Origin of the sequence: Pseudomonas sp. FP818, from assembly GCF_030687335.1 — a bacterium.
Taxonomy (GTDB): Bacteria; Pseudomonadota; Gammaproteobacteria; order Pseudomonadales; family Pseudomonadaceae; genus Aquipseudomonas; species Aquipseudomonas shahriarae.
This window is the reverse complement of sequence record NZ_CP117427.1, coordinates 5316975-5340255: the sequence shown is the minus strand read 5'-3', so window position 1 is coordinate 5340255 and position 23281 is coordinate 5316975. Positions and strand designations below refer to the sequence as shown.

At 58.2% G+C, this 23281-nt stretch carries 21 protein-coding genes and 1 tRNA gene; 3 read left to right on the top strand and 19 right to left on the bottom strand.

Annotated features, from left to right (window positions below):
• Positions 1 to 6: 6 nt before the first annotated feature.
• From PSH80_RS24395 to rpsU, 11 genes are all read right to left on the bottom strand, one after another.
• Positions 7 to 279 carry an EexN family lipoprotein gene (locus PSH80_RS24395; protein WP_305418584.1) on the bottom strand — a complete coding sequence of 91 codons (273 nt, stop codon included), beginning with the start codon at positions 277 to 279 and terminating at the stop codon, positions 7 to 9.
• Positions 276 to 758 carry a hypothetical protein gene (locus tag PSH80_RS24390; RefSeq protein ID WP_305418582.1) on the bottom strand — a complete coding sequence of 161 codons (483 nt, stop codon included), beginning with the start codon at positions 756 to 758 and terminating at the stop codon, positions 276 to 278. Before PSH80_RS24390 ends, PSH80_RS24395 begins: the two co-directional genes overlap by 4 nt.
• A gap of 139 nt (positions 759 to 897) precedes the next feature.
• Positions 898 to 1152 (bottom strand): hypothetical protein, encoded by a 255-nt coding sequence (locus PSH80_RS24385; protein ID WP_305418580.1) that lies wholly within the window; start codon positions 1150 to 1152, stop codon positions 898 to 900.
• 35 nt (positions 1153 to 1187) lie between these two features.
• Positions 1188 to 1958: a helix-turn-helix domain-containing protein gene (locus PSH80_RS24380; RefSeq protein WP_305418578.1), complete on the bottom strand. Its 771-nt coding sequence runs from the start codon at positions 1956 to 1958 to the stop codon at positions 1188 to 1190.
• Positions 1955 to 2197: a plasmid-related protein gene (locus PSH80_RS24375; protein ID WP_305418576.1), complete on the bottom strand. Its 243-nt coding sequence runs from the start codon at positions 2195 to 2197 to the stop codon at positions 1955 to 1957. Before PSH80_RS24375 ends, PSH80_RS24380 begins: the two co-directional genes overlap by 4 nt.
• A 277-nt stretch (positions 2198 to 2474) precedes the next feature.
• On the bottom strand, positions 2475 to 3530 hold the full coding sequence (locus PSH80_RS24370) for a site-specific integrase (protein WP_305418574.1): 1056 nt from the start codon (positions 3528 to 3530) through the stop codon (positions 2475 to 2477).
• Between the two features lie 125 nt (positions 3531 to 3655).
• Positions 3656 to 3732, bottom strand: a tRNA-Ile gene (locus tag PSH80_RS24365).
• Between the two features lie 15 nt (positions 3733 to 3747).
• Positions 3748 to 7491 (bottom strand): bifunctional diguanylate cyclase/phosphodiesterase, encoded by a 3744-nt coding sequence (locus PSH80_RS24360; protein WP_198792497.1) that lies wholly within the window; start codon positions 7489 to 7491, stop codon positions 3748 to 3750.
• Between the two features lie 124 nt (positions 7492 to 7615).
• Complete coding sequence (rpoD, locus tag PSH80_RS24355) at positions 7616 to 9466, bottom strand: RNA polymerase sigma factor RpoD (protein ID WP_057444304.1); 1851 nt, start codon at positions 9464 to 9466, stop codon at positions 7616 to 7618.
• Between the two features lie 67 nt (positions 9467 to 9533).
• A complete protein-coding gene (gene dnaG, locus PSH80_RS24350; protein WP_057960796.1) occupies positions 9534 to 11504 on the bottom strand; it encodes a DNA primase in 1971 nt (656 codons plus the stop codon).
• A gap of 445 nt (positions 11505 to 11949) precedes the next feature.
• Complete coding sequence (gene rpsU, locus PSH80_RS24345) at positions 11950 to 12165, bottom strand: 30S ribosomal protein S21 (protein ID WP_002551877.1); 216 nt, start codon at positions 12163 to 12165, stop codon at positions 11950 to 11952.
• Positions 12166 to 12368: 203 nt separating this feature from the next.
• Here rpsU and tsaD point away from each other — a divergent pair, with 203 nt between their 5' ends.
• Positions 12369 to 13394 (top strand): tRNA (adenosine(37)-N6)-threonylcarbamoyltransferase complex transferase subunit TsaD, encoded by a 1026-nt coding sequence (tsaD, locus tag PSH80_RS24340; protein WP_057960795.1) that lies wholly within the window; start codon positions 12369 to 12371, stop codon positions 13392 to 13394.
• A 33-nt stretch (positions 13395 to 13427) separates the two neighbouring features.
• Here tsaD and plsY read toward each other — a convergent pair whose 3' ends face one another.
• Positions 13428 to 13997: a glycerol-3-phosphate 1-O-acyltransferase PlsY gene (gene plsY / locus PSH80_RS24335; protein WP_057440309.1), complete on the bottom strand. Its 570-nt coding sequence runs from the start codon at positions 13995 to 13997 to the stop codon at positions 13428 to 13430.
• A gap of 74 nt (positions 13998 to 14071) precedes the next feature.
• Between plsY and folB the strand changes: the two genes are divergently transcribed.
• Together folB and folK are read left to right on the top strand one after the other, a co-directional pair.
• Positions 14072 to 14425 carry a dihydroneopterin aldolase gene (gene folB / locus PSH80_RS24330; RefSeq protein ID WP_057440310.1) on the top strand — a complete coding sequence of 118 codons (354 nt, stop codon included), beginning with the start codon at positions 14072 to 14074 and terminating at the stop codon, positions 14423 to 14425.
• A complete protein-coding gene (folK, locus tag PSH80_RS24325; protein ID WP_057960793.1) occupies positions 14416 to 14934 on the top strand; it encodes a 2-amino-4-hydroxy-6-hydroxymethyldihydropteridine diphosphokinase in 519 nt (172 codons plus the stop codon). The genes folB and folK overlap by 10 nt, the downstream gene beginning before the upstream one ends.
• A gap of 13 nt (positions 14935 to 14947) precedes the next feature.
• On the opposite strand, the gene PSH80_RS24320 is transcribed toward folK, so the two are convergent.
• From PSH80_RS24320 to apaG, 7 genes are all read right to left on the bottom strand, one after another.
• On the bottom strand, positions 14948 to 16195 hold the full coding sequence (locus tag PSH80_RS24320; protein ID WP_057960792.1) for a multifunctional CCA addition/repair protein: 1248 nt from the start codon (positions 16193 to 16195) through the stop codon (positions 14948 to 14950).
• Positions 16196 to 16258: 63 nt separating this feature from the next.
• Positions 16259 to 17821: a SpoVR family protein gene (locus PSH80_RS24315; protein WP_057960791.1), complete on the bottom strand. Its 1563-nt coding sequence runs from the start codon at positions 17819 to 17821 to the stop codon at positions 16259 to 16261.
• Positions 17818 to 19089 (bottom strand): YeaH/YhbH family protein, encoded by a 1272-nt coding sequence (locus tag PSH80_RS24310; RefSeq protein ID WP_057444302.1) that lies wholly within the window; start codon positions 19087 to 19089, stop codon positions 17818 to 17820. Before PSH80_RS24310 ends, PSH80_RS24315 begins: the two co-directional genes overlap by 4 nt.
• Positions 19090 to 19202: 113 nt before the next feature.
• The gene (locus tag PSH80_RS24305) at positions 19203 to 21125 is read right to left on the bottom strand and encodes a PrkA family serine protein kinase (protein WP_017739508.1); all 1923 of its coding nucleotides are present in this window, start codon (positions 21123 to 21125) and stop codon (positions 19203 to 19205) included.
• A 283-nt stretch (positions 21126 to 21408) separates the two neighbouring features.
• Positions 21409 to 21738, bottom strand: coding sequence for a thiosulfate sulfurtransferase GlpE (glpE, locus tag PSH80_RS24300; protein ID WP_169990385.1), 330 nt, complete (start codon positions 21736 to 21738; stop codon positions 21409 to 21411).
• Between the two features lie 42 nt (positions 21739 to 21780).
• Positions 21781 to 22632, bottom strand: coding sequence for a symmetrical bis(5'-nucleosyl)-tetraphosphatase (locus PSH80_RS24295; RefSeq protein WP_305418565.1), 852 nt, complete (start codon positions 22630 to 22632; stop codon positions 21781 to 21783).
• Positions 22632 to 23012, bottom strand: coding sequence for a Co2+/Mg2+ efflux protein ApaG (apaG, locus tag PSH80_RS24290; RefSeq protein WP_057960789.1), 381 nt, complete (start codon positions 23010 to 23012; stop codon positions 22632 to 22634). Before apaG ends, PSH80_RS24295 begins: the two co-directional genes overlap by 1 nt.
• Positions 23013 to 23281 lie beyond the last annotated feature (269 nt).

Here is a 23281-nt window from a genome sequence, read left to right as displayed (position 1 = left end):
GCCATTCTATTTTCCCTGAGAAGAGAAATTCATAGGTTCACGGTGCTTGTACTCCCGGTTCTCAAGCACTAACGCGTTCGCGGCGATTTTCGCATTGACGCAGTTCGGAGTCAGAGCAAGCTCGCCAGGATTGGCGCGACACCTTTCCAAAACCTTCAATCGTTCAGGCGAGTTTGCTTTGTACCAATCAACCGTCTGCACGGACTCTTGCTTGCCACAGCCTGAGAGCATGGCGGTAACGATCATTAGGAGCGCGGTGGTAGTCAGGAGAGATTTCATTTTTCTTCCTTGGATTGAATGACGTTGAGGATCCGTTCAGCGTGAATTGATTTTGTGTGACGGTGTACGTGGGCATGGGCGCTATAGCCTAGCTCAGTGGATTCGATAATTTGCAGCGCGGCTATGGTGCGTAGAACGCTTTCTCTTGTGCCTGCCCAGCTTCCAGCAAGTCGATTGAGAGTGTTCTGCAGTACGGCAACTGAGGCACCCAGGCTGCCAGCTCCCAAGATGACGCCTAGTAGGGGAGGCAGAGGTTCTGATTGCCTGGGAAGGGTTATGCCAAACCAGTCGATGATCGCCATAGAGACAGGCACCAGTGCAAGGACTGCCGCCATGATGTCGCGCTGTAGCAGCGCTGGTGCGCGTCGGGAGAGTTCGCGCATAAACCCCATGCTATCAGCGCAGATCCAAAATCTACGGATGGATATGATCAGGAATGCGCTCAGGACGAGCATGGGTAAATAAGCATATGAAATCATTTTATTACTCCATTAATTATGTGCGGACAAAAGGCTATGCCTTATGCGCTCGGGTATTTGCGATTGTTAGTAGAAGGGATGCCCAGATGAAGTACTGGTTCTGGTTGGGTTGGCTGTGATTGGTTATTGACTCTTATTCTTAGGACCAAAATTTCCGGTCGATCATAATTTGTTCCGATAGATAGGGGATGTTTGCTAGCTCATCCAGTGCCATCTCCACCGTTCTGAAAAAATATGGCTGGTTTTCTTCGTCGGTGATTGTGTGGTCGACTACTCCATCGGAAACGCTAAGGGCAAATCCGTTCTTGTAGTGGGCGCGCAAGATAACCTGAATGTTACCAACTCTGTCTAGGCTATCGCAGTAGCTTTCAAGTTGCTTGAAATAAAGTGACATCGTTATCCTCCGTGGTGCTCTGAGTGGCTCAGTTGTTAATGCGAGGTTTTGTTCAGGACTTTTCTTTTCAAAATGTTCAGAGCGCTGGCACCAATTTCACTTCGAGGTTTTAACTCTTCCACCTCATCAATAATACGCTTGCTGGGCGTTGGTTCCGGTTTGCTCGGCCTGGCTAGTGGGCAAAAATTCCCTTTATTGTAGTTTTGAAGTAGTCCGTAGAACCATCGTGATGATGTTCCTTTGATTCTTCCAGCGCTCAGCGCTGCTGTGAGCTCGTCAAGGAGTAGCTGAGCATCCTGGTGTGGCACACCCTGCAGAAGTTTAATGATCCACACTTGATCACTCGCTTTTAGCCTTGCCGGATATTGCAGTTCATCATGAGTTAGTTGTTGTATTTCTATTTTTGCTTCTGTTGGTAGTTCTTGGGGTGTCACCGCTGTGTCATCCCCCGTGTGACATATTGCTGTCTGGGGCAGGGGTGACGTGGGTGACACCCCCCCTATGACACCTCTGTCACTGGGTAGCATGGCTTTGACAGAAGGGAGCGTTATAAAGTATCGATTCGTTGTTTGGCCGCCATCGTCACGATATTCTTTTCGAATTTCTAATAGGCCTGCGCGTTCAAACTCCTTAATTTGGCGCTGCACTGTCCTGGAGGAAACACCGCAAAATTTTGCGAGGGTTTGAATTTTTGGCCAGCTTTTTCCATTTTCGTCTGCATGTTTTGCTAATCTAAGCATTATAAGTTTTTCGGTCGGAGAACCGAAATGGTGTTCCCAGACGAAGTCATAGAACTGATGGCTCATAGCAAACTGTCCTGTGGGCTCACCTCAAGGTCTAGGTTGAAGGTGTCGTTGATCTGCATTGTTCTAAAATATACTCGGCGTCCGATTCGGATCATTGCCGGTTTGAGTTTTCGCGAAATATCGGTATCTGAATATAGGGAGACCCTTACTCCATCAGGCGAACGGCCTAATAGGATGGCAATGTCTGGGATGCTCATTAACGGGCCGAAACGATTAAGTAGATATTCTTCAGTTGTCATGTGTAAGTTCGCAGTTTCTGGAGAAGGTCTGCGAATTCTTGAGGGGGATTGGCGTATTGTCAAATTGGTTGGTGCGTCGAAACTACCAATATATAGTATCTTGGTTGACTGCCTTATACGTTTTGGTAGCCCTGGGTTGGTTATATTGGTTTTTAAGTTAAGTGGTGGCTGTCTGATAAGGTCTATATGTGCCGGGTGTTTGCTAGTGTTTTTTAGTTCTCGGTGATGCGACTATAAAAATAGTCGCATTTTTTTAGATTTTTTTATAAGAACTGAGTCATCTTGAGATCTTGTCCAGTTTATCCACCAGATCCTCAGCTCGAAGATGAGTATATCGTTTGAGCATCTGCATCGACTTATGACCACTGATGGCAGAAACCTCTTGATCAGATAACCCGCCTTCGACGAGCCGACTCACTGCCTCATGACGCAGGTCGTGAAACCTGAAGTCTGGTAGATCGAGCTTTTTCTTAAGCTGCCCCCAAATTTTCGTGAAGGTATACGGTCGACGCTTCTTGTCCTTTCCAGGCTCACCAAAAAACACCAGGTTGCAGTCGATCGGTCGTACCGGGTTATCCATCGCAGCTTTGAATACTTCGGTGGCACGCTTGCTGAGAGGCACGGTGCGCGAGCCGTCGTTCTTTGTGTCTGAGAGACGTATGACGCGCTTTGCCAAGTCCACTTGAGGGCGACGTAGGGATGAGATCTCTGACGAGCGCATACCCGTTTCCAGAGCGATGCAAACAATCCAACCCAGCATAGGGTTGCTGTGTCGATTCACTGCCGCAAGCAGAAGGCGTTCTTCCTCCGGCGACAATCTTCGGTCACGACCATCCCCAGGGCTTGGCTTCCGGATGTTCAGCACTGGGTTGAACGTCAGACCCAAACCCCACTCCTGAATCGCTACCGTGTACAGGTGGCTCAATAAGGCCAGTTCGAGGCGCACGGTGTTGTTGCTGATGGTCCCACCACGGCTAGGTTCGTTCAGGCGCTTGTCGCGATAGCTGGCGATGATTTCAGCAGATAGGGCAGCCAGTGAGTATTTGCCCAGGTGCTCGATGAGTTTCTTGGCTTTCGAGGTTTCGCCACGTTGAGTGGAGGGCTTCTTGGTGGGGGTTATGTCGCTCAGGTAGCGCTTGAGGGCTGCTTCCAGTGTCATGCGCTCGGAGCCGCTGCGCTGGATATACACACCTCTGACCATTTCGTCTTCGGTACGTCGAGACCAGTCCTCCGCATCACGCTTGGTACGGAAGGTTTTGGCCACGGTTGGCCAGCCAGTTTTGCGAATCAGGGCCTTCCAGGTGCCGGAAGGAGTTTTGACGAGAGTAGCCATGAGAGGGGGCTCCTAGGCGGCTGGCGAACCAGCACTGTACCTAAATTGTACCCTTGGACCATAGGACTGTATCTGAGGTGGTTCCGCCAGAAACACGAAAGCCGCGCAGTGCGCGGCTTTGAGTATGGTGGGCCCAGTAGGACTCGAACCTACGACCAAGGGATTATGAGTCCCCTGCTCTAACCAACTGAGCTATAGGCCCTCAGTAGGTCGCGGATTATAACGATGGTTTCTCCACTGTGCTATCCGAAAAATCCGAATGGGTCATGTGAAGGAAGGTCGCGGCGAATATGTCGGGGGGCAGGGGCAGGCTGACGATGTAGCCTTGCATTTGTTCGCAGCCTTCGTCAGTGAGGAAGGCCTGTTGGGCGAGGGTTTCTACGCCTTCGGCGATGATGGTGAATTGCATGCTGTGACCCAGGGCGATGATGGCGCGCACGATGGCGGCGTCGTGGGGGTCATCGGGCAGGCCGCGGACGAAGGACTGGTCGATTTTCAGGAAGTCCAGGGGCAGGCGCTTGAGGTAGCTTAAGGATGAATAGCCGGTGCCGAAGTCGTCGATGGCCAGCTGTACGCCCAGGCGCTTGAGTTTATGCAGTACTTCCAGGGCTTCTTCGGCCTGGCTCATGATGAAGTTTTCGGTGATTTCCAGTTGCAGGCAACCGGGCTCCAAGTGGTTGTCCCGGAGCAGTTGCTCGATGCGCCCCAGCAGGTTGGGGTGGCGCAGTTGGGCACCGGCGAGGTTGACGGAGAGTGGGCCAAAGTAGTCATAGGACTTGCGCCACTGGTGCAGTTGTCGGCAAGCCTGTTCCAGGACCCAGTCGCCGATTTGCAGGATCATGCCGTTTTCTTCGGCCAGGGCGATGAAGTGTTCGGGAGGCACGTCGCCGAATGTCGGGTGGCGCCAGCGGATCAGGGCTTCGGCGCCGATCAGTTGTTGGGTCTCCAGGCTCAGCTTGGGTTGGTAATACAGAAACAGTTCTTCGCGCTCTAAGGCGCGCCGCAGTTCGTGTTCGAGGGCGACGCGCTCGTTGGCCTGGGCGGTGAGGTCCTGGGTGTAGCGTTCGACCCGATTGCGGCCCTTGGCTTTGGAGCGGTACATGGCGGCATCGGCGTTTTTGACCAGGGTGGCAACGTCGATGCCATCTTGGGGATAGAAGCTGGTGCCGATGCTGGCGCTGATAAAGAACTCGTGCTCGCCCGCCTGGAAGGGCGGGGTGAAGCAGGCCAGCAGTTTATTGGCCAGGTGCTGGGCGTCGCTGGCTTGTTGCAGGCCGGGTAGCAGGATGATGAATTCGTCACCGCCCAGGCGGGCCACGGTGTCGATATCGCGCAACTGCTCCTTGAGGCGCACGGCAATGTCCTTGAGCAGCAGGTCGCCAATCGGGTGGCCGAGGCTGTCGTTGATGTGTTTGAAGCGGTCGAGGTCGAGAAACAGCACCGCGCCCTGGCTGCCGGTTTCCTGTTGGTTATTGAGGGCGGCCTGCAGGCGATTCTCAAACAGAGTGCGGTTGGGCAGGCCGGTGAGTGGGTCGTGGTGCGCCTGGTAGTCAAGCCGTGCCTGGGCGTGCTTGAGGCTGGAGATATCGGCAAATACCGCCACGAAGTGGGTGATCGACTGGTCGTGATTGCGCACGGCGCTGATGGTCAGCCAGCTGGGATACAACTCGCCGTTCTTGCGCCGGTTGGAGATCTCGCCTTGCCAGTGGCCGTTGGCGGTCAATTGATGCCACATCGCCGCGTAGAACGCGCTGTCGTGCAGGCCGGAAGCCAGCAGGCGTGGGGTGTGGCCCAGGGCTTCGGCTTCGCTGTAGCCAGTGATTTCGCTGAAGGCACGGTTGACGGCGCTGATGTTCTGCCGGGTATCGGTGATCAATACGCCTTCGGCGGTACTTTCGAAAACTGTTGCGGCCTGTTGCAGTTTTTCCTGCATCAACTGGCGTTCGGTAATATCGCGGGCGATGGTCAGCATGCAATCGTCATCACCGATGGGCAGTGGGCGGCTGGACACCTCGCACAGGCGAATCTGCCCGTCACTGCGTCGGATATGGCAGACGAAATCACGCACCAGGCCGTCGCGCTGCAGCAGCTCGAGCATGTGCTTGCGTTCGTTCAAGTCCACCCAGATGCCCAGGTCCAGGGTCGATTGGTCCAGGGACATCGCACTGTTGAACCCGGTGATACGGCTAAAGCCTTCATTGACTTCCAGCAGCAGGCCATCACTCTGGCGAGTCAGTAACAAGCCGTCCGGCGAGGCGTGGAAGGCCTTGGCGAACTTCTCTTCGGTAGTCTGCAGCAGTTGCTGGGTTTCCTTCAGTTGGGTGATATCCCGCACCACCACTACCAAGGCTGCGGTGGTATCGAGCTGGAAGGGTTCGGCAGAAATCAGCCCGGTAAACGCCTGGCCGTTGCTGCGCAGGAACGGCATCTCCAGGTTGCGGATACTGGTGGTCTGCACGCGCTTGAGCAGGTTGGGCCCCACACCCTGGATACCCCAGATGTTCAGCTCGGTAGCGGTCTTGCCAATGACGTCTGCGGCGCTCAGGCCAATCTGGTCCTCGAATGCCTTGTTGACCTCCAGCAGACAGCCATCGGACAGGCGGGCGATTACCAGGATGTCCGGGCACTGCTGGAACACCGAGGCGAACTTCTCCTGCGAGAGCCGCAACGCTTCCTCGGTGCGCTTGGCCTCGCTGATATCAATCATCAGGCCACGCAGAACCGGCTCATGCCCATACTTGATCAGGCTGACAATGTCCCTGACCCACAGGCAGCGGCCGTCAGCGGTGATCACCCGGTAATCAATGCTGTGGTCGCGGTTGGCGCGGGTTTCCTGCTGGCAGAAGCTGTCGGCGCGGGTCAGGTCGGCGGGGTGAATGATGTTGCGCCAGAAGCCGGGGATCAGCCAGTGAGCGCGTGGATAGCCCAGTAGTTCTTCGGCGTGGGGTGACACGTAGCTGTAGGTGAAATCGTTGATGTCAGCTTCCCAGGCTATGGCGGAGAGGCTCTCTACCAGCCCACGGTAATGGTATTCGCTGCTGCGCAGTTTTTGCTCCAGGGCTACCCGGCGGGAAATTTCCGAACTGAGCCGGCGGTTGATCCGAATGACGATGGCCAGCACGGTACTCAACAGCAGCACGGCAGGCAGGCCGTAGAGCAGCAAGTCGGCCCAGAAGGCCCGGTGATCAATGACATTGCCAACCCAGTGCTTCTGGATCTCGTTAACTTCGCTGGGGCTGAGGTCGGCGAGCACTTTATCCAGAATGCCAATCAGCAGTTTGTTCTCTCGAGGCACGCCCATTGCCAGTTGGTAGCGATAGGGCGTTTCGCCACTGACATACAAGCCGTCGAGCTTGAGCTGGCGCAGGCTCCAGACGCTGGAGGCGAGGTCGCCGACGACGGCGTCCACCTCATCGGTGGCCAGGGCCTGCAACGTCGAGCTGACATTGGGCATCGCCACCAGGTTCAGGTCGGGATGGTGGGTGCGCAGTAATTCGTGGGGGGCATAGTTCTCCACCACGGCGATCTTCAGGCCATACAGGTCCTTGAGGGAGCGGGGCTGGGCACCGCCTTCATGGGCGAGAATGACGATGGGGAAGTCGAGGTAAGGCCGGGAGAATGCGAGGAAGCCCTGGCGCTCCGGGGTGGACATGATGCCCGGCAACAGGTCGAGCTGGTTGTTCCGCGCCTGCTCCAGCAATGCGCTCCAGTTGGCCGGTTCTATCAGCTTGATCTTGATGCCCAGGCGTTCCTGGAGCAGCCGCACATAGTCAGCGGCCAGGCCCTGATAGCGACCTTCTTCATCGCGATATTCAAACGGCGGCCACGAGGCATCAACGCCCAGGCGCAACTCTGGGTGGTCCGCCAACCAGCCATGCTCTTCATCTGTGAGAGTCAACGCGCCAGCCGTCGCGGTCCAGGTCAGCAGCGACAGCAGTAGCACGGTCGGCAGTCTGGGCATAACGGTCTCGTTATGGCACGGGGAATATTTCGAGTGTAGACGGGCATTGCGAGGGGGAGTGACGCGGGGAGGATTTAATCTGCACAAAGCAAAACCCCCAGGCCTGGGCCTGGGGGTTTTGTGATCACTCGTCGAGGAAGGAGCGCAAATGCTCGCTTCTCGTCGGGTGGCGCAACTTGCGCAGTGCCTTGGCTTCGATCTGACGGATCCGCTCGCGGGTCACGTCAAACTGCTTACCGACTTCCTCAAGGGTGTGGTCGGTATTCATGTCGATGCCGAAACGCATGCGCAGTACCTTGGCTTCACGGGCAGTGAGGCCGGACAGTACGTCGCGCGTCGCTTCTTTAAGGCTCTCAACGGTGGCGACATCGATTGGCGACTGCATGGTCGAGTCTTCGATGAAGTCACCCAGATGGGAGTCTTCGTCATCACCGATCGGGGTTTCCATGGAGATCGGCTCTTTAGCGATCTTCAATACCTTGCGGATTTTATCCTCAGGCATTTCCATGCGTTCGCCCAGCTCTTCCGGGGTCGGTTCACGACCCATTTCCTGCAACATCTGCCGGGAAATACGGTTGAGCTTGTTGATGGTCTCGATCATGTGCACCGGAATACGGATGGTGCGGGCCTGGTCGGCGATCGAGCGAGTGATCGCCTGACGGATCCACCAGGTGGCATAAGTCGAGAACTTGTAGCCGCGACGGTATTCGAACTTGTCCACAGCCTTCATCAAGCCGATGTTGCCTTCCTGGATCAGGTCGAGGAATTGCAGGCCACGGTTGGTGTACTTCTTGGCGATGGAGATCACCAGACGCAAGTTCGCTTCAACCATCTCTTTCTTCGCGCGGCGGGCCTTGGCCTCGCCGATCGACATGCGACGGTTGATGTCCTTGATCTCGGCAATCGTCAGACCGGTTTCGGTCTGCAGTGCAGTCAGCTTCTGCTGGCAACGAACGATGTCGGCCTGGAAGCGACCAATGGCTTCAGCGTATTTGCTTTTGCCCTTGGCCAGTGCGTCGGTCCAGCTTTCGTCAACTTCATTGCCCGGGAACTGGCGCAGGAAGTCGGCACGCGGCATGCGCGCATCACGGACACAGAGCTGCATGATCGCACGCTCTTGTGCACGCAGACGCTCAAGGGCGCTACGAACCCGCTCAACCAGGCCTTCGAATTGCTTCGGTACCAGTTTGATCGGCATGAACAGCTCAGCCAGGGCCAGCAGTTCGGCGGTTGCCTGCTTGCTGCCACGACCATGCTTCTTCAGGGCCTTGCGCGCCAGTTCCATCTGATCGGAGACCGCGCCAAAGCGCTGGGCTGCGATGATGGGATCCGGACCGCTTTCGACTTCTTCGTCGTCGTCGGTGCTGGCTTCAGCTTCGTCGTCGTCGGTTTCGTCGTCCGCTTTCACGGCTTTCGGGTCGACAGGCGGCGGTATTTCGGCAGCCGGCGGGGTAATGCCGTCGTCCGGGTCGATATAACCGCTCAGGACGTCGGACAGGCGGCCACCCTCGGTGGTCACACGAGTGTACTCGGACAGAATATGGTCAACCGTGCCTGGGAAGTGCGCAATTGCGCCCATCACTTCACGGATGCCTTCCTCGATACGTTTGGCGATTTCGATTTCGCCTTCCCGTGTCAGGAGCTCTACCGTACCCATTTCGCGCATATACATGCGCACAGGGTCAGTCGTGCGACCGATGTCGGTCTCCACTGCTGCCAACGCGGCGGCTGCTTCTTCAGCGGCTGCTTCGTCGGTATCAGAGTCGGCCAACATAAGGGCGTCCGCATCCGGAGCACTCTCGTGTACGGGGATCCCCATGTCGTTAATCATGCGGATGATGTCTTCCACCTGCTCAGGATCTGAAATATCCTCAGGCAGGTGGTCATTGACCTCTGCGTAAGTCAGATACTTCTGCTCACGACCAAGGAGGATCAAATCTTTGATACGAGACTGCTGTTGCGCTTTTCCGGACATAACACCCTATCCACTGAAGGTCTTGGCGGGCAAAAAACAAGCCGAGGATTATACCCGAGCTATGACCTCACACGCCAGCTGAGGTCGGGTTTGATGCGGAAACATTCTGTTTTAAGAGGTCGCGCATCTGTTTTGCTATCTGAATTTGCTCTTCAGCCGACAATCCCGGCTGCCTTGCTCTCTTGATGAGTTCATCGAGGGTCTGCGTGTGCTGGCCCGCGGATAACCTAGTAATGGTGTCTAAAAACTGTTGTTCAAGGTTATCGCCGTCAATTAGCCACTCCTTTTCCGCGAGAGCCTTCAACAAGCGGCCTTGTTCCGTGCCGTGCCAGCGAGCCATAAGCTGAATAGAGTTTAGCTTAGGATTTTTCTGTACGGCCTCGATCAGGGCAATTAGCACCTGGGCATAGGTGTTGCTTTCGTTGGCAAAATGTTCGGCGCTTTCCACTTTTCCCGCCAGTTGCGGATGGTGGATCAGGGTGCGCAGGGCAATCAGCGTCGGCGCCTCCACGGCCACCGGCGTGCGCGGGGCGTAGGCCTCGTCGCGATCGCCGCGCTTGCCGTTTTTACTCCAGGGCTTCTTGTCCCATTTCTTGCCGCCGGCGCCGGGTTTCTTCGGCGTCCAGTCCTGTTGAGGCACAAAGGCTTCTTGGGGCTGGTGGAAGTCAGCGTAGTCCGGCATGGCATCGTAGTCGAAGCCCGGGTCATAGGCCGGTGGCGCGTCCTGGGGCGCGCTGTGCACCAGCTGGCTGACCGCTTCGCCGCTCAGGCCGGTGATTTCCAGCAGGCGCTGGCGCATCAGGGCCTTGAGGTTGGCGCCGGGCACCTTGTCGATCAGCGGTGCTGCGAGGGTGGCCATGTGGGCCTTGCCTTCGAGGGAGCGCGGATCGGCTTCTTCGGTCAATTGCTGGAAAAAATAATCGGCCAGCGGCTGTGCGTGCTGGTGGATGCGCGCGCGAAACGCGTCGGTGCCTTCGGAGCGCACCAGGGTGTCCGGGTCTTCGCCTTCGGGCAGGAACAGGAAGCGTGCGCGGCGGCCATCCTGCAGGCTCGGCAGGGTGGCCTCGAGGGCACGCCATGCCGCATTGCGCCCGGCCTGGTCGCCGTCGAAACAGAACAATACGCTGGGCACCACACGAAACAGGCGCTTCATGTGCTCTTCGCTGGTGGCGGTGCCGAGAGTCGCGACGGCATTGCGCAGGCCTTGCTGGGCCAGGGCGATCACGTCCATATAACCTTCAACCACGATGATTTCATCGAGGTTGCGGTTGTTTTTGCGCGCTTCAAACAGGCCGTAGAGTTCCTGGCCCTTGTGAAATACCGGGGTTTCCGGGGAGTTCAGGTATTTGGGTTTGTCGTCACCCAGTACTCGGCCGCCGAAGGCGATGATACGGCCACGGCTGTCGCGGATCGGGAACATCACCCGGTCGCGGAAACGGTCATAGCGTTTGCCGGTCTCGGCGTTTTCCACCAGGAGGCCGGCGTCGATCATGGCTTTTTGCTGCAGGGTGTCGCTGCTCAGGTGCTTGTACAGGTTGTCCCAGCCCGGCGGGGCGAAGCCCAGGCCGAAGTCGCGGGCAATTTCCCCGGTCAGGCCGCGGCCCTTGAGGTAGTCCACGGCGGCCTTGCGCTGCGGATGGCTTTTCAGGGCCTGGCGGTAGAACTCGGCGGCGGCGGTGAGCAGCGGGTACAGCGGCGAGTCGGTGGGCTGGCGTGGTTTGTGCGGCCGGCCACTTTCTTCGCGGGGGATTTCCATGCCGGCGGCTTTGGCCAGTTCCTCGACGGCCTGGGGGAAATCCAGGTTGTCGTGGTCCATGATAAAGCCGAGGGCATTGCCGCCCGCGCCGCAGCCGAAGCAGTAGTAGAACTGCTTGTCGGGGCTGACGCTGAACGATGGGGTCTTTTCTTTGTGGAATGGGCAGCAGGCCGTGTAGTTCTTGCCGGCCTTTTTCATTTGCACGCGTGAGCTGACAACATCGACGATGTCGGTGCGGTTCAGAAGGTCGTCAATAAAGCTCTGGGGAATTAGCCCGGCCATGGCGTTCTCGTCATCACTGCGTGTAAATGAGAGCCCGTGACGCACTCAAGGCGCGCATGTTGGCGGCTTGATCATCAATTGTCTGTTTGGGCTGTCAGGAAGTGTATCTGTCGAGTGTTCACTGACGGTAGTTCCAATCAGTCTTCGACGTGTTTGAAAGTGTTGCCCTGGAGTCCGGTCGCGGCCAGTGCGGCCTCGGGAGCTCATCATGGGGCACAGTCGACCTATTGATCGCCTGCTTGGAAAATAAGTGTGCTCGTCAGTAGCCTTGATAGGCTCGTCAGAAGAGACGCGCACCGCTGGCAAAAGAGCCAGTCCTGACGTGTGAAGCTTTGTCTCGGTCGCATGTGCGGCGTCGACGGTGAAGCATCAAGCGATATCCGCAAATGCCAACAGCCCGGCTGAGGGCCGGGCTTGGCAGAAGCTTGCTACGAACGTCTGTGTATTAGTACAGACGAACGGCGCGGCGCTGCTCGCGCTGAACTTTCTTGGCGTGACGCTTAACAGCGGCTGCTGCTTTGCGCTTACGCTCAGAAGTTGGCTTCTCATAAAATTCGCGGCTACGAACTTCAGCCAGAACACCGGCTTTTTCGCAGGAGCGCTTGAAACGACGCAGAGCTACGTCGAAGGGTTCGTTCTCTTTTACTTTGACGGCTGGCATCCAGAGCTACCTTCTTTCATTACCGGGAATCAACGTTCTCGTCGCAAAAAATTCGCGGCTGAGGTCGTCGGTTTTTAAGGGTTGCGGATGTTAACCCCTCATTGCCCGGAATGCAAAGCCTCTGATCGAAAACCGCTAGTCGGGAGGGGAAGTGGCGACTATTATGCGCGCCTTCGAATTCAGCCTCTACAAGGCGCAAACCCATGTTAGTACTGGGCTTAGAAACCTCCTGCGACGAGACCGGCGTCGCGCTTTACGACAGTGAACGCGGGCTTTTGGCCGATGCGCTGTTCAGTCAGATCGACCTGCACCGGGCCTACGGCGGCGTGGTGCCCGAGCTTGCCAGCCGGGATCACGTCAAACGCATGCTGCCCCTGATTCGTCAGGTGTTGGACGAGGCCGGTTGCGTCGCCACCGAGATTGATGCCATCGCCTATACCGCCGGCCCGGGATTGGTCGGGGCCCTGCTGGTTGGGGCCTCCTGCGCCCAGGCGCTGGCGTTTGCCTGGGGTATTCCAGCCCTCGGCGTGCACCATATGGAAGGCCATTTACTGGCGCCGATGCTGGAAGAAAACCCGCCTGGGTTCCCGTTCGTCGCTTTGTTGGTTTCCGGTGGCCATACGCAGCTGGTTCAGGTCGATGCAATCGGCCAGTACACGCTGCTGGGGGAGACCCTGGACGATGCTGCCGGTGAAGCTTTCGACAAGACCGCCAAGATGATGAACCTCAATTATCCCGGTGGTCCGGAAATCGCGCGTCTGGCGGAAAAAGGCGTGGCCGGGCGCTATACCTTCCCGCGCCCGATGTGTGATCGCCCTGGCCTGATGTTCAGCTTCAGTGGCTTGAAAACCTTTGCCTTGAACACCTGGCAGCAAAGCGTCAGCGCCGGGGACGACAGCGAGCAAGCCCGTTGCGACATCTCTCTGGCGTTCCAGCAGGCGGTGGTGGAGACTTTGACCATCAAGTGCAAGCGTGCCTTGAAACAGGCCGGCATGAAGCGCCTGGTCATTGCTGGCGGCGTCAGCGCCAACAAGGCCTTGCGTCTGTCACTGGAAAAAATGCTCGGCGACCTCAAGGGCGAGGTGTTTTACGCTCGCCCCGAGTTCTGCACCGACAACGGCGCGATGATCGCCTTCGCCGGTTGCCAGCGGTTGCAGGCTGGCCAGCATGAAAGCCTGGCCATCAGCGTGCAGGCGCGTTGGCCGATGGAGCAATTGCCGCCGTTGTGATCGACGAACATGAGGCGGGTTCAGCCGGCGTATTTAAAAATGCCGTTCGCGCCCGGCAAACAGGTCGCGTAAATTGCCGCGATGGCGCCATACAATCAGCAGGGTGAGTACGCTCATCGGCAGCAGGGCCGCCGGCTCCTGCCAGGCCAGCAATGGCAGGGTCAGGGGCGTGGCGATCAATGCGGCAAGGGAGCTGGTGCGGGTCAGGTAGAACGTCAGCAGCCAGGCGGCCACCGCTAGCAGGGCTGCCGGTGGGTAGATCCCCAGCAGCATGCCGGCCGCCGTCGCGACGCCCTTGCCACCGCGAAAGCGAAAGTACAGCGGGAACAGATGGCCGAGGACGGCGCATACACCGATCCAGGCTTGTTGTTGCAGGGAGAGGCCGGCGAGATCGGCGATCAGTACGGGCAAAAGGCCTTTGCACACGTCGCCAAGCAGCGTGAGTACGGCGAGCTTCTTGCCGGCCAGGCGCAACATATTGGTGGCGCCGGCATTGCCTGAGCCACTCATTCGCGGGTCGGGATTTCCCGTCAGGCGGCTGAGCAAGATGGCAAAGGACAGCGAGCCGAGCAGGTAGGCGAGGGTCGCCAGTAACCAAGACATGCTAACTATTCCGGGCGAGGACGCCTTGATTCTAACGGGGCATTGCGCCCTTGTCGTGCTGTGGAGAAGAGTGCTTGGACAGAGTGTTTATCGAAGGCCTGGAAGTTGACACCGTAATCGGGGCCTACGACTGGGAGCGCGGTATCCGTCAGTGCCTGCGCCTGGACCTGAGTTTCGCCTGGGACAATCGCCCCGCCGCAGCCGGTGATGACCTGACCCTGGCCCTCGATTACGCCAGTGTTTGCACACGCATCCAGGCGTTTGCCGAGCAGGCGCAGTTCCAACTGGTGGAAACGTTCGCCGAGCGCCTGGCGCAAGTCTTGATGGAGGAGTTCCAGATCCCCTGGCTGCACCTCAAGTTGACCAAGCCCGGTGCCGTCCCGGCCGCCAAGGGCGTGGGCGTGGAGATCGAGCGCGGATGTCGCTAACTCAGGTTTACCTTGGTCTTGGCAGTAATATCGAGCGCGAGCCCCATTTGCAGGCGGGGCTTGAGGCGTTAGATGGCTTTTTGACCGATATGCGTTGTTCCGCCGTGTTCGAAAGTCAGCCGGTGGGGATCAAGAGTGGGCCGTTTTTCAACCTGGTGGTGTCGGCGTATACCGATCTGTCGTTGATGGAGTTGGACCGCAGGTTGAAGGTCATCGAGGCTGACAATGGCCGTTACGCGCCGGATCGCAAGGGCTTGCCCCTGGATATTGATGTGCTGCTGTATGGCGACCTGACAGGGAATTTCGATGGGCTGGTGTTGCCGCGCGCAGAGATCCTGAAGAACGCCTTTGTGCTGTGGCCGCTGTCGTTGATGGCGCCGGAGCGTGTGCATCCTGAAGTGGGCAAGACATTTGCCGTGCTGTGGCGGGATGCACAGATTGAGCAGGTGCTGGCCCCGGTTGCCTTCAAATGGCGCGACCGGCAACTGACCCCGGACGCTCTTCTGTAGGCGCGGGCAAGCACTAGGCGTCCCCCCGCTCCTGCAGTGAATGGTGTTCTTTGTAGGCTTTCAGGGCTTTGAGCCGCTCACGCTTGAGAGCCTCACCCAGTTCCGGGCCCTTGAAGCCTTTCTCCAGCAATGGCGCCACCGCCACCCCCCGTGCTACCCGCGCAGCACCGCGTAAATAATCCGCCTGTGGATAACTTCGCTGCTCAAGGCCCTTGCGGCCCCGTGCGTCCATTTCGCAGGCGACAACAAACTCTTCAAAACGCTGTGGTCGGCGGAATACGTCAAAACTCTGCAGCAACTCCAGCAGGGTCGAGGCTTTCAGCTCCAGGGCGCGATGGCCGTGGGTGTGATACTCGCCAACCAAAAGTGCCAGTTCCTGGCAATCCTTCGGTACTTTGAAGCGTTCATTGACCGCTCTGATCAGCTTCAGGCCCCGCTGCTCGTGAGCAATATGCCGGGGCAACTTATCCACAGGGGTCAGGCCCTTGCCCAGATCATGCAGCAGGCAAGCCCAGCGCACAGTCAAGGGTTGGGCGTGGAGGGCTGCCTGTTCCAGCACGCTCAGGGTATGGATGCCGGTATCAATTTCCGGATGGTGGGCTTCGGGTTGGGGTACACCGAACAGCGCGTCCACTTCCGGCAGCAAGGTTTTCAGGGCGTGGCAGTCGCGCAGCACCTGGATAAACACCTGGGGTTGATCTTCCATCAGCGCCCGGGAAATTTCCTTCCAACTGCGCTCCGGGGTCAGGGCATCCAGTTCGCCAGAGTCACTGAGTTGGCGCATCAGTTCCAGGGTTTCGGGGGCGACAGTGAAACCGAGGCTGGCATAACGTGCGGCAAACCGTGCCACCCGCAACACACGTAAGGGATCTTCGGCGAACGCCGGGGAAACGTGGCGCAACACTCGGGCTTGCAGATCGCGTTGGCCATGATAGGGATCGGTCAGGTTGCCGTCGTCGTCTTCAGCCATGGCGTTGATGGTCAGGTCGCGACGGATCAAGTCTTGTTCGAGGGTGACTTCAGGGCTGGCATGAAACACAAAGCCGCCATACCCCCGGCCGCTCTTGCGCTCGGTACGGGCGAGGGCGTACTCCTCGTTGTTTTTCGGGTCCAGGAACACCGGAAAATCAGAGCCTACAGGCCGATAGCCCAGGGCGAGCATTTCTTCGGTGGTGGCGCCTACGACGACCCGATCGACATCGGTAACGGGAATGCCCAGCAAGCGATCACGTACCGCTCCGCCGACTTTGTAGATTTGCATGAAAAAGCCTCCATTAGCCCTACAGGATAACGCCTGTGCCAGGCCAATGGAGGCATTGCTGCATCAAAGGTGAACCACGGCCAGGTCCAGGCGGCCGTAGTCGTTGTCGTTGTGTTCGTTGCGCGGCGGAACATGGTGGGTTTTCATGATCTGGTCGCCTTGCAGCGTCTCCAGATGGATATCAAAACCCCATAGCCGGTGCAGGTGCTTGAGCACTTCATCCGTGGATTCGCCCAGGGGTTTGCGGTCGTGCTGCTGGTGGCGCAGGGTCAGGGAGCGGTCGCCGCGCATATCGATGCTGTAGATCTGCACGTTGGGCTCGCGGTTGCCCAGGTTGTACTGGGCCGCCAGGGTCTCGCGGATGGTGCGGTAACCGGCTTCGTCGTGAATGGCAGGTACCAGCAGGTCGTCCTTGAGGTCGTCATCCATAATGCTGAACAGCTTGAGATCACGAATCACCTGGGGCGACAGGTACTGCAGGATAAAGCTCTCATCCTTGAAGCTGCTCATGGCGAACTTGAGGGTCGATAGCCAGTCGCTGCCGGCGATCTCCGGGAACCAGCGGCGATCTTCCTCGGTCGGGTGTTCGCACATGCGCCGGATATCCCGGTACATGGCAAAGCCCAGGGCATAAGGGTTGATGCCGCTGTAGTAGGGGCTGTCGAAGCCTGGCTGGAAGACCACGCTGGTATGGGAGGTGAGGAACTCCATCATGAAACCGTCGGTCACCAGCCCTTCGTCGTAGAGGTCGTTTATCAGGGTGTAATGCCAGAACGTAGCCCAGCCTTCGTTCATCACCTGGGTCTGGCGCTGGGGGTAGAAATACTGGGCGATCTTGCGCACGATCCGCACGATCTCCCGTTGCCACGGCTCCAGCAACGGGGCGTGCTTTTCCAGGAAGTACAGGATGTTTTCCTGGGGTTCGCTGGGGAAGCGTGCATTGTCTTTGTCGCTGTTCTTGTCGGCGCGCTTGGGGATGGTGCGCCACAAGTCGTTGATCTGCTTTTGCAGATGCTCTTCACGGTCCTTCTGCCGCAGCCGTTCCTCTTCGGCGGAAATGGGGTAAGGGCGTTTGTAGCGGTCTACCCCGTAGTTCATCAAGGCATGGCAGGAGTCGAGCAGGTCTTCCACGGCGTCGATCCCGTGGCGCTCCTCGCATTGCATGATGTACTGCTTGGCGAACACCAGGTAATCAATGATCGAACTGGCGTCGGTCCAGGTGCGGAACAGATAGTTGCCCTTGAAGAAACTGTTGTGGCCGTAGCACGCATGGGCCACCACCAGTGCCTGCATGCAGATGGTGTTTTCTTCCATCAGGTAGGCGATGCACGGGTCGGAGTTGATCACGATTTCGTAGGCCAGGCCCATCTGGCCGCGGCTGTAGGACTTCTCGGTGCTGAGGAAGTGCTTGCCGTAGGACCAATGGTGATAGCCCAGGGGCATGCCCACCGAGGCATACGCGTCCATCATCTGTTCGGCGGTGATCACTTCGATCTGGTTGGGATAGGTATCCAGGGCATAACCGGCCGCAATGCGGCTGATTTCCCGGTCATAGGCCTGGATCAATTCGAAGGTCCATTCGGACCCCGTGGAAATGGGTTGGCGCTTATGCTCTTTGGCGGTCATGTCACTAACCTGCGCTGGAAGAGTTCACGGAAGACCGGATAGATATCGCCGGCCGAGACCAGTTGTTGCTGGGCGAAGGTATCGGCGAAGGCTTCACCGATGCGCTCGTATTCAAACCACAGGGCCTGGTGCTCGCGGGGGGTAATCTCCACATAAGTGTAGTACTGCACGAACGGCATGATCTGGTTGATCAGGATGTCGCGGCAGATGGGCGAGTCGTCGTTCCAGTTGTCGCCGTCGGAAGCCTGGGCCGCGTAGATGTTCCATTCGTTGGCTGGGTAGCGCTCAGCCATGATTTCCTGCATCAGCTTCAGAGCACTGGACACGATGGTGCCGCCGGTCTCCCGCGAATAGAAAAACTCTTCCTCGTCGACCTCGCGGGCGCTGGTGTGATGGCGGATAAACACCACGTCGATCTTGTCGTAGTTACGCTTGAGAAACAGGTACAGCAGAATAAAGAAGCGCTTGGCGATGTCCTTGGTCGCCTGGGTCATGGAGCCGGAAACGTCCATCAGGCAGAACATCACGGCCTTGGAGCTGGGGTTGGGTTGCTTGACCAGCAGGTTGTATTTCAAGTCGAAGGTGTCGAGGAACGGCACGCGGTGGATACGCGCGCTGAGTTTCTCGATTTCTGCTTCGATTTCCTGGATATCGCCGAAGTTGTCCGGCTCTTCGCGCTTCAAGCGCGCCAACTCTTCCTTGGCTTCCCTCAGTTTGGCGCGGCTGCTGCCAGACAGGGCGATACGCCGTGCATGGGCCGAACGCAGGGTGCGGATGATATTGATGCGCGAGGGGTTGCCCTCGTTGCTGATACCGGCGCGCACGGTCTTGAAGGTGTCAGTGCCGGTCAGGTTGCGCTTGACCAGGTTGGGCAGCTCCAGGTCCTCGAACATGAATTCGAGGAATTCCTCCTGGGTAATCTGGAACACGAACTCATCCATGCCTTCGCCGGAGTTGCCGGCCTTGCCTGGGCCTTTGCCGCCGCCACCGCCCTGAGGGCGCTGGATATGCTCGCCAGTGGTGAATTCCTTGTTTCCCGGATGAACCACGGTCTGTTTGCCGCCGCGGCCGTGATGCAGCACCGGTTCGTCGATGTCCCGGCCGGGAATGCTGATCTGCTCGCCGTGCTCCATATCGGTAATGGAGCGGCGACTCACCGCCTCTTCGACGGCCTTTTTGATGTGGTCACGGTAACGCCGCAGGAACCGCTGGCGGTTTACCGTGCTCTTGTTCTTGCCATTGAGGCGTCGGTCGATCACATAGCTCATAGGGAGCCCTCCGGGCAGCTTCACGTTACAAGCTTCAAGCCGCGAGCTGGAAGCTTAGAGACAAGCGGTCAGCTGCCAGGCCAGGGGCCCGGCAGCGCACGCCTGTCGCTGCCTTACTGCGATTTGCGCACCCGCAGGTACCACTCGGAGAGCAGCCGTACCTGTTTGTCGGTGTAGCCGCGCTCGACCATTCGTGTGACGAAGTCGTTGTGTTTTTGCTGGTCCTCCTTGCTGGCCTTGGCGTTGAAGCTGATGACCGGCAGCAGATCCTCGGTGTTGGAAAACATTTTTTTCTCGATGACCACCCGCAGCTTCTCGTAGCTGAGCCAGGTCGGGTTCTTGCCGTTGTTGTTGGCCCGGGCGCGCAGTACGAAGTTGACGATTTCGTTGCGGAAATCCTTCGGATTGCTGATGCCGGCCGGTTTTTCGATCTTCTCCAGCTCTTCGTTGAGGGCTACCCGGTTGAGGATCTCGCCGGTTTCGGGGTCGCGGTATTCCTGATCCTGGATCCAGAAGTCGGCGTACAGCACATAGCGGTCGAAGATGTTCTGGCCGTATTCGCTGTAGGACTCCAGGTAGGCGGTCTGGATCTCCTTGCCGATGAACTCGATATAGCGCGGCGCCAGGTACTCTTTGAGGAAGCGCAGGTAACGCTCGCGGGTTTCAGCCTGGAACTGCTCCTGTTCGATCTGCTGCTCCAGTACATAGAGCAGGTGTACCGGGTTGGCGGCGATCTCATGGGGGTCGAAGTTGAAGACCTTGGACAGGATCTTGAAGGCGAAGCGGGTCGACAGGCCATTCATGCCCTCATCGACGCCCGCCGTGTCGCGGTATTCCTGGATCGACTTGGCCTTGGGATCGGTGTCCTTGAGGTTCTCCCCGTCGTAGACGCGCATTTTCGAGTAGATATTCGAGTTTTCCGGCTCCTTGAGACGCGACAGCACCGTGAACTGGGCGAGCATCTTCAGGGTGTCTGGCGCGCAATGGGCCTTGGCCAGGGAACTGTTGAACAGCAATTTGTCGTAGATCTTGATTTCATCGCTGACCCGCAGGCAGTACGGCACCTTGACGATATAGATCCGGTCGATGAAGGCTTCGTTGTTCTTGTTGTTGCGGAAGGTGTGCCACTCCGATTCGTTGGAGTGGGCCAGCAGGATGCCAGTGAACGGAATCGCCCCGAGGCCTTCGGTACTGTTGTAGTTGCCTTCCTGGGTGGCGGTGAGCAGTGGGTGCAGCACCTTGATCGGCGCCTTGAACATCTCCACGAACTCCATCAGGCCCTGGTTGGCCCGGCACAGTGCGCCCGAGTAGCTGTAGGCATCGGCGTCGTTCTGCGGGAATTCCTCCAGCTTGCGGATATCCACCTTGCCCACCAGCGCAGAAATATCCTGGTTGTTTTCATCCCCCGGTTCGGTCTTGGCGACGCCGATCTGGTTGAGAATCGACGGATAGAGCTTCACCACCCGGAACTGGCTGATATCGCCGCCGAACTCGGCCAGGCGCTTGGTGGCCCAGGGCGACATGATGGTGTTGAGATAGCGCCGTGGGATGCCGAAGTCTTCTTCGAGGATCGCGCCATCTTCTGTGGCGTTGAACAGGCCCAGGGGCGATTCGAACACCGGAGAGCCCTTGATCGCGTAGAAGGGCACCTTTTCGATCAGTTGCTTGAGCTTTTCGGCCAGGGAAGATTTACCGCCGCCCACGGGGCCGAGCAGGTAGAGAATCTGTTTCTTCTCTTCCAGGCCCTGGGCGGCATGGCGGAAGTAGGAGACGATCTGGTCGATGCATTCTTCCATGCCATGGAAGTCTTCAAAGGCCGGGTAGCGGCGGATCACCTTGTTGGAGAATATTCGCGACAGCCGCGAGTTGTTGGAGGTGTCTACCAGCTCCGGTTCGCCAATCGCCAGTAGCAGGCGCTCGGCGGCAGACGCATAGGTGCTGCGGTCCTTTTTGCACAGCTCAAGATACTCCTGCAGCGTGAGTTCTTCCTGCTGGGTGGACTCGAAGCGTTGTTGGAAGTGGCTAAAAATACTCATGACGTCGTCACCTCGCTCGATACGTGGAGCCGACGCCGGATCAATCAGTCGATGCTGGCAGCCAGTGGCGTTTGCCGTGGCCATTTCCCCCCAGAACACCCTGAAACGCTACCGATGACCCGCACGCCGGTGTACCGGCTCTCCCCTGTTTTGGATGGCCTGCGCTTAATGATAGTTGGGAATCCGGGAGGTCAAGGCGAGATGCCTAATTAGTTTGGGTGCGCCGTTTCTCAGAAACGGCGCGAGCCCAAGCGTCACGCGGGGTAGCGGGGTTTGAAAAAAATTATTGCGAATCGCCTGTGGCAGTTTCCGCAGGATACGTCGTACGCCACAGCTCAAAGCCGCCGTCCAGGCTGTAGACATCGGAGAACCCCTGGCTGACCAGATAGGCCGCCGCGCTCTGGCTGGAGTTGCCGTGATAGCAGGCCACGATCACTGGCGCGTCGAGGTCGGCGGCGCGGATGAAATCGGCAATGTTGTGGTTGTCCAGGTGCTGTGCGCCCTTGATGTGGTTCAGGGCGTAAGTCTGGGGATCACGGATATCCACCACCACGGCGCCTTGTTCACGCAGGGCCTGGGCTTGTTCGGGAGGGATACGTTTGAATTCGCTCATGGCGGGCTCCTTGGGCGGGCGGCAAGCGGCGGCAAGCGGCGTCTAGCGCTTGGCGGCAGCCGGCAGTGTAACGGGAAGGGGGGATTCACACTGGCAACTCAGGCGCTCGCCGGTGTCGATGTTCATCAGGGTCATGGCTCCACCCCAGACACACCCGGTGTCGAGGGCAAATACCCCAGGCTCGTCGCAGTGACCTTCAAGGGCGGCCCAGTGACCGAAGATGATCTTCGTTTCGCGGGTCTTGCGCTCCTTGTGGGTAAACCAGGGCTTGTAGCCGGGCAGGGCGGTTTCGGCGCCTTCCTTGCTCTTGAGGTCGAGTTTGCCTTCGGCGGTGCAAAAGCGCATGCGCGTGAAGTAGTTGGTGATCACCCGCAGGCGGGCGACGCCGGTCAGATCGTTATCCCACTTCACTGGCTCATTGCCGTACATGCCGTCCAGGTAGGTGGCGAACAGCGTGTCATCGGCCAGGGCGGTTTCAACCTCGGCAGCACATTTAAGGGCTTTTTTCAGGCTCCACTGCGGTGGTATGCCGGCATGCACCAGGGCGGTATTGCGGCCCTCGTCGTAGTGCACGAGCTTTTGCCGGCGCAGCCAGTCCAGCAACTCGGCGTGATCCGGAGCTTCGAGGATTTCGCGCAGGGTATCGCCCTTTTTCAGGCGCTCGATGTTATTGCCGACCGCCAGCAGGTGCAGGTCATGGTTGCCCAGTACGCACACCAGGGCGTCGCGCATGCCATAAAGAAAGCGCAGGGTTTCCAGGGATTGCGGGCCACGGTTGACCAGATCGCCCACCAGCCACAGACGATCTTGGGCTGGGTCGAAGGCTACACGGTCAAGCAGGCATTTGAGCGGCTCCAGGCAGCCTTGCAGGTCGCCGACAGCATAGGTCGCCATCAGTGCAGGGCTCCCGGTACCGCCAGGCGGAAGGGGGCGATGATGGCGTCGAAGTGTTTGCCGTCTTCGGCAAGCATTTGATAGCTGCCTTGCATCGTGCCGACCTTGGAGGTCATCACGGTGCCGCTGCTGTAGGTGTGGCTGGCGCCGCTGTCGATCAGTGGCTGTTGGCCGATGACACCCGCACCGCGCACTTCCTCGACATGGCCGTCGCCGTCGGTGATGACCCAATGGCGCGACAGCAGCTTGGCGGCTACCTGGCCGTTGTTCTTCACCGTGACGGTGTAGGCAAAGGCAAAGCGGTTCTGTTCAGGTTGCGATTGTTCCGCCAGGAAGCGGGTGACGACGCTGACGTCGATCTGATAGCGAGGATCGGACATGCAAGAGGCCTTAAGAGCAAAAGCGGAGGACAGCAGATGCGGATCAGTCTAGGCCATGAGGAGGGCACTAGGCCAGACATGTGTCTGGCTTGGTAAACGATGGCGTCCTGGCAGATGACGAAGCGCTACCAGTGTAGCGCGGCGCAAATGTGGGAGCGGGCAAGCCCGCACACATTGGAACTGCGGCGGGCGCTGGGAGTGGGGCCAGCAAAAACAAGTGTGGGAGCTGGCAAGCCCACTCCCACATGTGGATCGCATTGCATCAAGCC